Origin of the sequence: Rhodanobacter umsongensis (assembly GCF_042654965.1) — a bacterium.
Classification (GTDB): domain Bacteria; phylum Pseudomonadota; class Gammaproteobacteria; order Xanthomonadales; family Rhodanobacteraceae; genus Rhodanobacter; species Rhodanobacter umsongensis.
The window spans coordinates 60438-73118 of sequence record NZ_JBHSMK010000004.1 but is presented as its reverse complement, the minus strand read 5'-3'; the positions used below and the strand labels follow the sequence as shown (position 1 = coordinate 73118).

The following is a 12681-nucleotide window of genomic DNA, read 5'->3' as shown; positions in this document are numbered from 1 at the left end:
GGAGGCGATGACGATGGCGAACACGATCGAGATCAAGGTTCCCGACATCGGCGGCCACGGCAACGTGCCGGTGATCGAAGTGCTGGTGAAAGCCGGCGACACGGTGGCGAAGGAGCAGAGCCTGATCACGCTGGAGTCGGACAAGGCGACCATGGAGATTCCCTCCAGCGCCGCCGGCGTGATCAAGGAATTGAAATTGAAAGTCGGCGACGAGGTTTCCGAGGGCGCGCTGATCGCCGTGCTGGAAGTGACCGGCGATGCCGCGGCGCCGGAAGCCGAGGCGCCCAGGCCCGCAGCACCGGCCGCGCCTGCGTCTGCTGCTGCACCGGCCGCGGCTCCGGTTGCGCCGGCGCCGCAGGCCGCAGGCGGCTCCGGCCGCAAGGCCGACATCGAATGCAAGCTGGTCGTGCTCGGTTCCGGCCCCGGCGGCTATACCGCCGCGTTCCGCGCCGCCGACCTCGGCGTCGACACCGTGCTGGTGGAGCGCTACGCCAGCCTCGGCGGCGTCTGCCTCAATGTGGGCTGTATCCCTTCCAAGGCGCTGCTGCACGCCGCGGCGGTGATCGACGAAGCCGCGGCGATGGCCGCGCACGGCGTCAGTTTCGGCAAGCCTGCGATCGATATCGACAAGCTGCGCAGCTTCAAGACCAAGGTGGTCGGCCAGCTCACCGGCGGTCTGGCCACAATGGCCAAGCAGCGCAAGGTGCGCACGCTCGAGGGCACCGGCACGTTCGTCTCGTCGAACGAGCTGGAAGTGCAGACCAAGGACGGCGCGAAGCTGATCCGCTTCGAGTACGCGATCATCGCGGCCGGCTCGCAATCGGTGAAGCTGCCGGCGTTCCCGTGGGACGACGAGCGCATCGTCGACTCCACCGGCGCGCTGGAGCTGCGCGACGTGCCGAAGCAACTGCTGGTGGTCGGCGGCGGCATCATCGGCCTGGAAATGGCCACCGTGTATGCCGCGCTGGGCAGCGAGGTGACCGTGGTCGAGTTCATGGACCAGCTCATCCCCGGCGCCGACGCCGACCTGATCCGGCCGCTGGCCAAGCGCCTGGGCGGCAAGCTCAAGGGCGTGCACCTGAAGACCAAGGTGGTCTCCGCCAAGGCCACCAAGAAGGGTATCGAGGTCGGCTACGAAGGCGACAGCATCCCGGCGACCACGCTGTTCGACCGCGTGCTGGTGTCGGTGGGGCGTTCGCCGAACGGCGGCATGATCGGCGCGGACAAGGCCGGCGTCGCGGTGACCGAGCGCGGCTTCATCAACGTCGACTCGCAGATGCGCACCAACGTGCCGCACATCTTCGCGATCGGCGACCTGGTCGGCCAGCCGATGCTGGCGCACAAGGCCACGCACGAGGCGAAGGTCGCCGCGGAAGTCGTCGCCGGCATGAAGAGCCACTTCGACGCGCGGGTGATCCCGTCGGTCGCCTACACCGATCCGGAAATCGCCTGGGTCGGCGTGACCGAGCGCGAGGCGAAGGAGAAGGGCCTGAAGATCGGCGTGGGCAAGTTCCCGTGGACCGCCAGCGGCCGCGCGATCGGGATCGACCGCACCGAGGGCTTCACCAAGCTGATCTTCGACGAGGCAACCCACCGCATCGTCGGCGCCGGCATCGTCGGCGTGCATGCGGGCGACCTGATCTCCGAACTGGCGCTGGCGATCGAGATGGGCAGCGAGGCGGCCGACATCGGCCTCACCATCCACCCGCATCCCACGCTCAGCGAATCGATCGGCATGGCGGCGGAAGCCTACGAAGGCACCATCACCGACCTGTACATGCCGAAGAAAAAGTAAGCGGTGCCGGAAGCGCCAGACAAGAAGCCCGGGCATTGTCCGGGCTTTTTTTATCCCGCTTTCGGGGCGAGCGCGGGGGAAACTGCCGGGTGCTCAGCTCTTGTTGCGGCCCGACGCGTGCGGCCGCACTTGCTTCAGCTGCGACTCGACTTGCTGCAGATGGAACTGGGTTTCGCTCGAGGTGATGATCATCTGGCGCAGCACGGACAGGAACTCGATGGGATCGACCTCGCGCCCGAGGTCGATCCGCGTGCGCAGCGTCGCCATCCGCGGCGCGTCGAGAAACAGCGAGCTGTTCTGGCTCATCCAGCTCGCCGCGTCGTGCTGCTTGCTGTAGGCGGCGGAGTACTCGTTCAGCGCGGCGCGGTCCATCCAGGTGGCGGACTGGTTGGCCACGGCGACGTCCCAGGCCTGGTTGGCGAAAATCGGCCAGTCGAGGCTGAGCTTGAACTGGTCCTTGAGCGCCTGGATGCGCTGATTGATCGCGGCATCGGTCTTGCCGTCGCGGATGTCCTTGGCGATGGTGTCATCGAGCTGCTGCAGCGAGACCAGGCGCTGCTGATTCCCCTGATACGAATGGTACGCACCGTCCAGGTTTGCCCTCAGCTCCGCTTCGATCTGATGGCTGGCCAGCTCGGCCGCGCGCGCGTGGTGGGCGTGCTCGATCCATGCCTCCAGCCCCAGCGCGGTGAGGATGCTGAGCACGATCATGAGGTAGTGCTTGGCGAAATCCTTGAAGCCGCGCAAGGGCAGTTTCGGTATCTCGAAGTGCATGGAGTCGTTCCGGACAGGTGGCTTTGCGAACGCGGAGCTTAGCCGATCCCGTTTCGCGCGAGATGGTGGCTTGACCCGGCCGTGACGCCGGTCCGGCTATGTATGCACGTCATCGAAGATGGAGGAAGCCCATGAACAAGTCGTTGATGCTGATCGCCTCGCTTGGGTTGCTGGCGCCTGCGCTGACCACGACGCCGGTACACGCGCAGGAACGTCATCATCGCGTGGTCTGCGAGGACGTGCAGGTCAAGCACAAGGGCTCCAAGGATGATCACCGCCTCATCGGCACCGGCGTGGGGGCGGTCGCGGGCGGCCTGCTGGGTCATCGGGTGGGCGGCGGCAAGGGCAAGACCCTGGCCACGGTGGGCGGCGCCGTCGCCGGCGGCTATGTCGGCAATCGCGTGCAGAAAAAGGCGCAGGACAAGAAAACCTATTACACCACCGAGCGCCGTTGCCACGACGTCTACGACTGATCGATCCACGTGCGCCTGGGTGTCTGGATGACGCGGTCGGTTCGCCGTACGCTGCGCCATTCCTTCGCCGATGAATCCGGGCCCATCCGATGACCTTGAAGATATGCCTCGCCGGCGCCATCGGCTGGGCCGGTTCCGAACTGGCGCGCGGCATCGCCGGCGCCGATGACCTGGATCTCGTCGCCGCGGTGGCGCGCCGGCACGCCGGGCAGAAACTCGGCGACGTGCTGGGCGAGAACGCGCTGGATGCGCCGATCTTCGCCAGCACCGGCGAGGCGCTGGCACGGCCGTGCGACGTATTCGTCGAATACACGAAACCGGACAGCGCGAAGGCGAACATCCTCGCCGCGCTGGCGCAGGGTGCGCACGTGGTGGTGGGTACGTCGGGCCTCACCGACGCGGATTACGCGCAGATCGACGCGGCGGCGCGCGAACGCCAGCGCGGCGTGCTGGCCTGTGGCAATTTCGCGCTGACCGCGGTGCTGCTGATCAAGTTCGCCGAGATGGCGGCGAAGCTGATCCCGCAGTGGGAGCTCATCGACTATGCGTCCGCCGGCAAACCGGACGCGCCCAGCGGCACCGTGCGCGAGCTGGCCACGCGGCTGGGCAAGGTGCGCCAGCCCTTGCTGGAAGTGCCGCTGGAGCAGACCGTCGGCGTGCGCGAGACCCGCGGCGGCACGCTCTCGGGATCGCAGGTGCATGCGCTGCGTCTGCCCGGTTTCGTGATCGGCGTCGAGGCGATCTTCGGCATGCCGGACCAGACCCTGAGCCTGCGCCACAACGCCGGCAGCAGCGCGAAGCCTTATGTGGGCGGTGCGCTGCTGGCGATCCGCAAAGTGTCCGGCCTGGTCGGCCTGCATCGCGGACTGGACGCGGTACTGGAGCTGTAGCGGAGTCTTCCGGTTCAGCGGCGACTCGCCGTGGTGCGGTCGGCCTGCGCGGGCAATGCGTCCCGCAGGTGGCGTTGCAGCAACTGCAGGTTCTGCTGCGCCTGATCCAGCATCGTCGCCATCTGGCTGACCACATGCAGGAACTCGCGCGATTGCACATCCCCGGAGTCGAGGTCGGTCAGCGTGTCGATCATCCGCGGGCCGTCCATCACCAGCGCCAGGTTCGCGCTCAGGCTGGTGCTGACATCGCGCTGGTTGGCGTAGACCGCGGAATAGCGCTGCATGCGCTCCCGGTCGATCCAGCTGGCGGACTGATCCGCCACCGCCACATCCCAGGCTTCGTGGCGCAGGGTCGGCCACTTCAGCTCAAGGTTGAAATTCCTGGCCGCGACCTGCGACTGGATATGCTGCGCGATCGTCGCTTCCGGCGCGTGTGCCTTGAAGTCCTGTACCAGACCGTCGCGAATCGCGGCGAGTCGCTTCGCTTGCCGTGCGTCCTGCGCCAGCGAAGACTCGATCGCATCCAGGTTGGAGCGGATCTCCGCATCGATACGCAGGCTGGCCGCTTCGGCGGCGTGGACGTGGTGCGCGTGCTCGATCCATGCCTCCAGCCCGAGCGCGGTGAGGATGCTGAGTACGATCATCAGGTAGTGCTTGGCGAAATCCTTGAAGGACTCCAGCCGAGCCTTCGGCAGTTCGAGGTGCATGCTGTTTCCGGCGATGGCGGACGGACTGCGAAGAGTAGCGGATCGCCCGGTTCCGGTTTCAGCCGGACGCCGGGACGGTTCGGGAATTCAGGCGGTCGGGCCGTGAACGTGCCGCTGCCACTGCCCCAGCAGCCACGACGCGCCGAGGCAGCCGGCCAGTGCCAGCAGCCAGCGGGTAGCCGGTGCATGCGGGGTGGGCAGGATCGTGGCGAACGACGGCAGCCACGCGTCGCCGTACATCGCCGTCACCGCAACGGCGGCCACGGCCAGCGCGATCGCCAGCAGCAGCATCAGCGTGAATTCGAAACGTGTACCGGAGGCTGCCCGCCGCGCCGGACTGGCGGCGACCCGTGCGGTCATCTGCCGCGCGAAATCCGCCGGCAGCGCATCCGGCAACGGTTCGCGCAAGGCGCGAGCGAGCAGGCGGTAGCGTCGGCTGCGTGCGTCGTCGCCGGCCGGGTCGAGCTGCAGGCGCTCGCGCCGCATGGCGTTTTCCTGCGCCAGCCATTCGCGCTCATGCGCGGCGTCGTCGAAGGACGGGATGTGGTCGTCGATGTGCTGGATAGTCATGCTGCAACTCCTGTCCGCGTTTCGAGTGTGCCGCGCAGGCGCAGTCGTGAGCGGAACAAGTGGCTCTTGATGGTGCCGCTGGCCAGCCCGGTGATCCGGGCGATATCCGGGATCGAGGTTTCCTCGAGGTAATACAGGGTCAGCAAGGTGCGCTGCAACGGCGGCAACGACTCGATCGCCGCGTGCAGGTGCTGCGCGATCTCCTGATCCGCGCAGGCCGTCTCCAGGTCGAAGCCGTCGCCGACGTTCTCGATCAACGCATAGCCGTCGTCGTCATCGCCGGCTTCGACCAGCGGGATGCGCTTGTGCTGCAGGTGGCGCAACGCGATGGTGTACGCCACGCGCCCGATCCATGATTTCAGCGCGCTTTCGTAACGGTACTGATGCAGGCACTGGTGCACCCGCAGGAAAGTGTCCTGGCACAGCTCGCGCGCGTCCTCGGGGTTGCGCACCATGCGCTGGATGATGTGCCAGCACAGCCCCTGGTACTCGCGGATCAGGCGCTCGAACGCCCCCGGCCGGTTGGCCAGCACGGCGTCGACCAGCTCGCGGTCGGGATTGCGGATGTCATCCATGGCGCAAGGGATACGCGCATGCGGGGAACGGTTGCAAGCGCTTCGTTGCAACCGTTGCCGCGCTGCCGGTATCCAAGGTCTCGAACGTCCACCCGCAGCAGCCACCAAGGAATACCGCCATGAACTTCGAAATCCTGATCCCGATCACCCTGTTCATTTGCATCGTCTATGCGATCAAGGTGGTGGTGGACGCCCGGGCGCGCCAGCACATGGTGAACGCGGGCGGCTCGACCGAGCTGGTCAACTCGGTGCTGCGCGACGAGGAGCTGCGCCGGCGCCATTCGTCGCTGCGCTGGGGCATCGTGCTGCTGTCGGTGGGGCTCGGCTTCGGCCTGATCCAGTGGTTCGGCTGGCAGGAGGTCACGCCCGGCCTGATCGCCGTGCTCGCTGGCGCGACCGGGGTGGGCAATCTGGTGTTCTTCGCGATCTCCCGGCGGATCGGCTAAAGCTGGTTCAATGGCGGGCATCGCCGCGTCGTCGGCATGCCAGCAAAGCCACCGGCCGCATGAATGAGCAACTGCTGTTCAACCTGGTGGACCTGGCCGGTACGTTCGCGTTCGCGATCAGCGGCGCGACGGCCGCGCGACGCTGCCATCTCGATCTGTTCGGCATCCTGGCGATCGCCTTCATCACGGCTTGCGGCGGGGGCATCGCGCGCGACCTGTGCATCGGCGCGATTCCGCCGGCGGGGCTGTCGGACTGGCGCTATCTGTTCACCGCGATCGTTGCTGCGTTGCTGACCATCGTGGCGTATCCCTGGGTGGAGCGGCTGACCTATCCGGTGCGGCTGTTCGATGCGATGGGGCTGGGCCTGTTTGCGGTCTACGGCGCGCACAAGGCGCTGCGGTTCGGCCACAACGCGGAGGTGGCGATCCTGCTCGGCATGATCACCGCCATCGGCGGCGGCATGGCGCGCGATGTGCTGCTGGCGCGCGTGTCGGTCGTGCTGCAGAAGGAGATCTACGCGCTGGCGGCATTTGCCGGCGCCGCGCTGGCGGTGATCGGCGAGCACTACCGCTGGCCTGCGGTTTGGGCGACCTGGCTGCCGATCCTGTTCTGTTTCGGGTTGCGGTTCCTCGCATTGCGCTGCCACTGGAACCTGCCGCGCTTCGGTCGCGAGCGGCAATCCTGACCGGCTGGCGGTGAGCGGCGCGACGGGCATCAGCTAGGCTGCATGCGTCGCCTCCAGGAAGATCGCCATGACCACGCATGCCCGCGGCACGTTCGAAGTGAAGATGACCCCTCAGCCGGCGCAGGACGGCGTCGGCGACCCCGGTATCGGCCGGCTGGCGCTGGACAAGCAGTTCCACGGTGATCTCGAGGCAACCGGCAGGGGCCAGATGCTGGCCGCCGGCACCGATGTGCCGGGCTCGGCTGGCTATGTCGCGCTGGAACGGGTCAGCGGCACCCTGCATGGCCGCCGCGGCTCGTTCGCGCTGCAGCATAGCGGCACGATGACGCGCGGCGCGCCGCACCTGGTCATCACGGTGGTGCCCGATTCGGGTGCCGGCGAGTTGCTGGGGTTGGCGGGCACGCTGTCGATCACGATGACCGAGGGCCAGCATGGCTACGACCTGGACTACACGCTGCCCGACGCGCAATGAGCGTTCCCCGAGCGCGGCACGGCAATGGCGATCGCCGTCTTCATGCGAGCCGCTGGCGATTCACGCAGTCTTGCGCCCCGGCACGTGACGATGATGCCGGTGCACCCACCTACGATGAATCCGCACGATGCAGGACACCGATGAAATTCTTGGCGTGCGCCAGCCTTGCGTCGATATCGACGAGACCGACCAGGCCTTCGCGCAGGCGATCTGGCCTGCCCGGTCCGCCGGCCGGGATCGTCGTCCATGGCGCGGCCATCACCGCCTGATGCGTCGCTTCGCTACCTGGCATCGCCATGCGTGGGTATTGCTGGCCGTGGTGGCCCTTCTTCTGGCCGTCTGTTCGACGCCGGCTTTCGCGCAGTGGCTGCGGCGCGGGCTGACCGACCCGTATCCGGCCCAGCCGGCCGCCGGCTATCCCCGCACCGATGCCATCGTGGTGTTGGGCGGCGGCTGGATGCCGGATGCCGAGGACGTGCTGGACAACCCATCGGCCGACGACGCGCATACCCGGCTGGGTTTCGGACGGCGGCTGTATGTGGCCGGGCGTGCGCCGGTGGTCCTGCTTTCGGGTGGCGATGGCGAGGCGCAACGCATGGCTGCCAGGCTCGCCCTCCAGGGATTGCCCCCGGCGCGCCTGTGGATCGAGGGCCGCAGTCGCGATACCCACGAGAACGCGGTGTACTCCGCGCAGATGCTTCGCCGCGCGGGCGCGCGCCGCATCCTGCTGGTGACCTCGGCAATCCATATGGGCCGGGCCGCGGCAAGTTTCCGAAAGCAGGGCGTGGAGGTCATCCCCGCCCCGGCCATGCCGCTGCCGCACCGCGACCGGCCGACGCGCTTCTGGCGCGGGCGCGCAATCGCGCTGCTCCGCAGCGCCAATTACCTGCACGAGTATCTCGGCCAGTGGATCTACCGGCTGCGCGGATGGTCATGACGCAGGCTCCGGCGTCGCTTCACAAGGCTGCCGACGTTCGCCGCGCTCAGATGAAAAGATCCGTCTGGGCCTGATAGCTGTCCTGCTCGACGAAGCCGGCCAGGCCCACGCCGACCAGCCGGTAGCGACTGTCGGCAGGGCGCTCGACCCGATCGCGCAGCGCGCAGGCGATGCCGGCCAGTTCGGCAACCGATCGCGGTCGCTGCGACGGCGTGAGGCTGCGCGTCAGCGTGTGGAAGTCCGAAGTCTTCAGCTTCAGCACCACGGTGCGCGCCACGCGGCCTTCCTCGCGCTGATAGCCGGCCCAGGCTTTCCCGGCGAGCCGCCGGATATGGGGTTCGAGCTCATCCAGCCGCAGGTCGTGCTCGAAGGTGTCCTCGGCAGAAATCTGCAAGGTCGGCCGTTCCGGCTGCACGGCATGCTCATCGATGCCGCGCGCCAGTTCGTGCAGGCGCCGGCCCCAGCGGCCGAAGCGCTGCTCCAGTTCCGCCAGCGCAAACGTGCGCAGCTCGCCGACGGCGGTGATCCCCAGCGCCGCCAGCTTCGCCTCCATCACCTTGCCCACGCCGGGCAGGCGGCCGACCGGCAACGGCGTGAGGAACGCCTCGACCTGATGCGGGCGGATCACGTACTGGCCGTCGGGCTTGTTCCAGTCCGAGGCAATCTTGGCCAGGAACTTGTTCGGCGCGATGCCCGCCGAGGCGGTCAGTTGCGTCTCTTCACGGATCGCTGTCCGGATCGCCTCGGCGGTGGCGGTGGCCGAGGGCAGGCCGGTCTTGGTCACGCTGACATCGAGGTAGGCCTCGTCCAGCGACAGCGGCTCGATCAAGTCGGTATGCCGCGCGAAGATCTCGCGGATCAGCCGCGACACCGCCTTGTAGCGCGCGAAATCCGGCGGCACGAACACCAGCTGCGGGCACAAGCGCTCGGCGCGTATCGCCGGCATCGCCGAGCGCACGCCGAACACGCGCGCCTCGTAGCTGGCCGCGCACACCACCGAACGCGAGCCGCGCCATGCGACCGCCACCGGCTTGCCTCGCAACGACGGATCGTCGCGCTGCTCCACCGACGCGTAGAACGCGTCCATGTCGACGTGGAGAATCTTGCGCGGGGCAGCGGGCACATGGACAACCGGGGAGGGCACAGTGCGGATTCTAGATTCATGCAGGCGGCGCGGCGAGCACCGGGCCCGCCAGCGCCGGCATCACGCCCGGTTCGCGAACCGCTTGCTAGCGTGCCGCTACCACGTTCCCCGGAGTTTTCGCATGAAGATCCTGATGGTGCTGACCTCGCACGACCGGCTCGGCGACACGGGCAAGCGCACCGGGTTCTGGCTGGAGGAGTTTGCCGGGCCCTACTACGTGTTCACCGATGCGGGGGCAACGGTGGTGCTGGCCTCGCCGAAGGGCGGTCAGCCGCCGCTGGATCCGAAGAGCGACGAGCCCGAGGCACAGACGGCCAATACCGACCGCTTCCGCAAGGATCCCGTCGCCACCGCAGCGCTGGCCCACACGATGAAGCTGGCCGATGCCGTGGGTGGCGACTACGACGCGGTGTTCTATCCCGGTGGCCACGGCCCGCTCTGGGACCTGGCCGAGGATCGCGACTCGATCCGCCTGATCGAGGCGACGTGGGCGGCGGGCAAGCCGGTGGGTGCGGTCTGTCATGCGCCCGGGGTGCTGCGCCACGTCAAGGCGCCCGACGGCACGCCGCTGGTCCGTGGCAGATCCGTCACCGGCTTCACCAATACCGAAGAGGCCGCGGTAGGCCTGACGCAGGTCGTGCCGTTCCTGGTCGAGGACATGCTGAAGGAGAGCGGCGGCGTCTACTCGAAGAAGGATGACTGGGCGTCCTACGCGATCACCGACGGCAAGCTGGTGACCGGGCAGAACCCGGCCTCGTCGGAAGCAGCGGCGCACGCGTTGCTGGCGCTTCTGGGCTGATGGCGGGGCATGCGCGGCGGCGGGCGCGGGCGTGCCGATGTCATTGATCGCAGCGGCACTGGACGCATTCATCGCGGTCGGGGATTACCCCTGTCTCGGTGCCAAGGCCGCGCTCGCCCGCGGTGGCATCGAGGTGCTGGACGGTGGTGATTTCGCAGACTGTGCGCATGACGAGGCGATCGTCGCCGCGTTGCAGCGGTTCGCCGGGCACGTTGGCGACGACCGCCTGTTCGTCAGCTTCGCGGTGGCCTTTGTCGCTGCGCCGGCGCTGTCCGAACAGGATTTCGAGCAGGCGTTGTGGCGGCGCCTGCAGGCCCTGCATGAGATCGATCAGCGGCGGTTCGGCTGGGACCCGGCGGTCAGCAGCGATCCGCACTCGGCGCATTTCAGCATGAGCATCGGTGGCCGCGCGTTCTACGTCATCGGCCTGCATCCTGCATCGAGCCGGCCCGCGCGGCGGTTCCGCCAGCCGCTGCTGGTGTTCAACCTGCATAGCCAGTTCGAGCGCCTGCGCGCCGACGGGCGTTACGCAAAGCTGCGCCAGGCGATCGTCCAGCGCGACGTCGCCCATGCCGGCTCGGCCAACCCGATGCTGGCCGTGCACGGCACCAGTCCGGAGGCGCGCCAGTACAGCGGACGCCGGGTTGGCGCGGACTGGGTGTGCCCGTTCCGTGCGATGGGCCGGGGCGAGTGCCGATGATCCGGGTGATCGCCCCGCGCAGCGGGGTGGCGTTCGAGCTGAAGCGCGGCGAATCCCTGAAGGTGATCGATCCGCTGGGCGAGCAGGTCGCCGACCTGGTCGCGTTCAACCGGCACGACACCGGCGAGGCGATCTCCTCCGGCCGCAGTATCGACTACGCCAGCAAGATCTATCTGACCACCGGCGACCCGATCTATTCGAACCGCAGCAGCGTGTTGCTGCGCATCGTCGAGGACACCGTCGGCCGCCACGATTTTCTGCTGTCGCCGTGCTCGGCCGAGATGTTCCGGATCCTCTACGGCGACGACGCGCCGCATCGCGGCTGCTTCGGCAACCTCGCTGCGGTGCTGGCGCCTTATGGCGTCGCTCCGGATGCCATTCCCACCGCGTTCAACGTGTTCATGAACGTGCCGGTGGATGCGGGTACGGGCGCCATCCACGTGGAACCGCCATTGAGCCGCGCGGGCGACTACATCGTGTTCGAGGCGCAGATGGATCTGCTGATCGGACTCACCGCCTGTTCGGCCGGCATGTCGAACAACTTCGCGTACAAGCCGATCCATTACGAGGTGAGCGGGCGTGATTGAGCCGCTGACGACCGCGCTGGACACCACGCCGCCGCCGGCCGCGCCGCGGCAGGGCACGATCGAGCGGATACCGAAATGGCTCAACCTGGTGCCGATGGTGATGCAGTGGTGCTGGCTGGGGCTGCGCCACGGCAGCCTCACGCTGCCGTCGGCGGTCAATCCGCGGATCACCGCCGGCGGCCTGGTGGGCGATACGAAGTCGGAATACTTCGCCTGCATGGGTGCGCATGCGCGCTCGCGGGTGGCGCAGTACGCGATGCTGCGGGTGGCCGACGACGCGCTGGCCATCGCGCTGGCAGCCATGCGCGATGCCGGCCTGGCATTTCCGGTGGTGGCCAAGCCGGATCTGGGCTGGTGCGGTTTCGGCGTGCGCCGGCTCGACGACGCTAGCGCGCTGGCCGCCTATCTGGCCGCCTATCCGGCCGGCGAATCGCTGATGCTGCAGCGCTATCTCGATGAGCCGGGCGAGGCCGGCATCTTCTACGTGCGCCATCCGGACCAGCCGCGCGGCTGGCTGCTCGGCATCCTGCTGCGCCACTACCCGCAGGTCGTCGGCGATGGCGTGCGCAACGTGGCGCAACTGATCCGGGCGGACGCGCGCCTGCACCGCGCGATGCGCAACCAGCGCGAACACGAATGCCAGTTCGATCCCGACGAGGTGCCGGCGCCGGGCGACAGCGTGCGGCTTTCGCTGATCGGCTCGACCCGGGTCGGTGGCCGCTACGAAGACGGTTCCGCGCTCGCCGGCGAGGGGCTGCTGGCCGCCATCGAGGCGATTGCACATGACATGCCGCAATTCCACGCCGGGCGCTTCGACGTGCGTTACCGCAGCTTGCAGGATCTGCGCGGCGGCCGTTTCACCATCATGGAGGTGAATGGTGCCGGCTCCGAGGCGGTGCATGCGTGGGATCCGAAATACTCGGTGTGGCAGGTGTACCGCATGGTGTTCGCCAAACAGCGGCTGCTGTTCGCGCTCGGTGCGGCCAACCGGGTGCGCGGGCATCGGCCGATCGGCGCGCTGGCGCTGGTGCGCTACCACTTGCGTCAGCAGCGGTTGATCCGCCGCTATCCGCCGTCGAACTGATCGAACCCCGTGCACCTGGCCCGGCCGGAGCGCGCGCCCCCT

17 protein-coding genes are annotated in these 12681 nt (G+C 68.0%); 11 read left to right on the top strand and 6 right to left on the bottom strand.

Going from position 1 to position 12681, the window contains the following annotated elements; translation table 11 throughout:
• Positions 1–13: 13 nt before the first annotated feature.
• The gene (gene lpdA / locus ACFPME_RS07700; RefSeq protein ID WP_377303824.1) at positions 14–1795 is read left to right on the top strand and encodes a dihydrolipoyl dehydrogenase; all 1782 of its coding nucleotides are present in this window, start codon (positions 14–16) and stop codon (positions 1793–1795) included.
• A gap of 93 nt (positions 1796–1888) precedes the next feature.
• Here lpdA and ACFPME_RS07695 read toward each other — a convergent pair whose 3' ends face one another.
• Entirely contained in the window at positions 1889–2569 is a 681-nt protein-coding gene (locus ACFPME_RS07695; RefSeq protein ID WP_377303822.1) for a hypothetical protein, read from the bottom strand.
• Between the two features lie 131 nt (positions 2570–2700).
• Here ACFPME_RS07695 and ACFPME_RS07690 point away from each other — a divergent pair, with 131 nt between their 5' ends.
• Positions 2701–3042 carry a glycine zipper 2TM domain-containing protein gene (locus ACFPME_RS07690; protein WP_377303820.1) on the top strand — a complete coding sequence of 114 codons (342 nt, stop codon included), beginning with the start codon at positions 2701–2703 and terminating at the stop codon, positions 3040–3042.
• Between the two features lie 89 nt (positions 3043–3131).
• Positions 3132–3932 (top strand): 4-hydroxy-tetrahydrodipicolinate reductase, encoded by an 801-nt coding sequence (gene dapB / locus ACFPME_RS07685; RefSeq protein ID WP_377303818.1) that lies wholly within the window; start codon positions 3132–3134, stop codon positions 3930–3932.
• 14 nt (positions 3933–3946) lie between these two features.
• Here dapB and ACFPME_RS07680 read toward each other — a convergent pair whose 3' ends face one another.
• From ACFPME_RS07680 to ACFPME_RS07670, 3 genes are all read right to left on the bottom strand, one after another.
• Positions 3947–4639 (bottom strand): hypothetical protein, encoded by a 693-nt coding sequence (locus tag ACFPME_RS07680; protein WP_377303816.1) that lies wholly within the window; start codon positions 4637–4639, stop codon positions 3947–3949.
• 87 nt (positions 4640–4726) lie between these two features.
• Positions 4727–5209 (bottom strand): hypothetical protein, encoded by a 483-nt coding sequence (locus ACFPME_RS07675; RefSeq protein ID WP_377303814.1) that lies wholly within the window; start codon positions 5207–5209, stop codon positions 4727–4729.
• Positions 5206–5784 carry an RNA polymerase sigma factor gene (locus ACFPME_RS07670; RefSeq protein WP_377303812.1) on the bottom strand — a complete coding sequence of 193 codons (579 nt, stop codon included), beginning with the start codon at positions 5782–5784 and terminating at the stop codon, positions 5206–5208. The genes ACFPME_RS07675 and ACFPME_RS07670 overlap by 4 nt, the downstream gene beginning before the upstream one ends.
• Before the next feature lie 119 nt (positions 5785–5903).
• Here ACFPME_RS07670 and ACFPME_RS07665 point away from each other — a divergent pair, with 119 nt between their 5' ends.
• From ACFPME_RS07665 to ACFPME_RS07655, 3 genes are all read left to right on the top strand, one after another.
• Positions 5904–6230, top strand: a complete 327-nt coding sequence (locus ACFPME_RS07665; RefSeq protein ID WP_377303810.1) for a DUF6249 domain-containing protein — start codon at positions 5904–5906, stop codon at positions 6228–6230.
• A 59-nt stretch (positions 6231–6289) separates the two neighbouring features.
• A complete protein-coding gene (locus ACFPME_RS07660) occupies positions 6290–6916 on the top strand; it encodes a trimeric intracellular cation channel family protein (RefSeq protein WP_377303808.1) in 627 nt (208 codons plus the stop codon).
• A 67-nt stretch (positions 6917–6983) separates the two neighbouring features.
• A complete protein-coding gene (locus tag ACFPME_RS07655; RefSeq protein WP_377303806.1) occupies positions 6984–7388 on the top strand; it encodes a DUF3224 domain-containing protein in 405 nt (134 codons plus the stop codon).
• Between the two features lie 109 nt (positions 7389–7497).
• Here the strand turns inward: ACFPME_RS07655 and ACFPME_RS07650 are convergent, their stop codons facing one another.
• On the bottom strand, positions 7498–7686 hold the full coding sequence (locus ACFPME_RS07650; RefSeq protein WP_377303804.1) for a hypothetical protein: 189 nt from the start codon (positions 7684–7686) through the stop codon (positions 7498–7500).
• Between the two features lie 18 nt (positions 7687–7704).
• Between ACFPME_RS07650 and ACFPME_RS07645 the strand changes: the two genes are divergently transcribed.
• Entirely contained in the window at positions 7705–8325 is a 621-nt protein-coding gene (locus tag ACFPME_RS07645) for a YdcF family protein (protein ID WP_377304383.1), read from the top strand.
• A 46-nt stretch (positions 8326–8371) separates the two neighbouring features.
• Here the strand turns inward: ACFPME_RS07645 and dinB are convergent, their stop codons facing one another.
• Positions 8372–9448, bottom strand: coding sequence for a DNA polymerase IV (dinB, locus tag ACFPME_RS07640; protein WP_377303801.1), 1077 nt, complete (start codon positions 9446–9448; stop codon positions 8372–8374).
• Between the two features lie 142 nt (positions 9449–9590).
• Between dinB and ACFPME_RS07635 the strand changes: the two genes are divergently transcribed.
• From ACFPME_RS07635 to ACFPME_RS07620, 4 genes are read left to right on the top strand one after another with little or no spacing between them, the layout of a single operon-like run.
• Positions 9591–10268: a type 1 glutamine amidotransferase domain-containing protein gene (locus ACFPME_RS07635; RefSeq protein ID WP_377303799.1), complete on the top strand. Its 678-nt coding sequence runs from the start codon at positions 9591–9593 to the stop codon at positions 10266–10268.
• 37 nt (positions 10269–10305) lie between these two features.
• Positions 10306–10968, top strand: a complete 663-nt coding sequence (gntA, locus tag ACFPME_RS07630) for a guanitoxin biosynthesis heme-dependent pre-guanitoxin N-hydroxylase GntA (protein ID WP_377303797.1) — start codon at positions 10306–10308, stop codon at positions 10966–10968.
• Positions 10965–11555 (top strand): DUF1989 domain-containing protein, encoded by a 591-nt coding sequence (locus ACFPME_RS07625; RefSeq protein WP_377303795.1) that lies wholly within the window; start codon positions 10965–10967, stop codon positions 11553–11555. The genes gntA and ACFPME_RS07625 overlap by 4 nt, the downstream gene beginning before the upstream one ends.
• Positions 11548–12639, top strand: a complete 1092-nt coding sequence (locus tag ACFPME_RS07620; RefSeq protein WP_377303793.1) for a hypothetical protein — start codon at positions 11548–11550, stop codon at positions 12637–12639. Before ACFPME_RS07625 ends, ACFPME_RS07620 begins: the two co-directional genes overlap by 8 nt.
• The last annotated feature ends 42 nt before the right edge of the window (positions 12640–12681 follow it).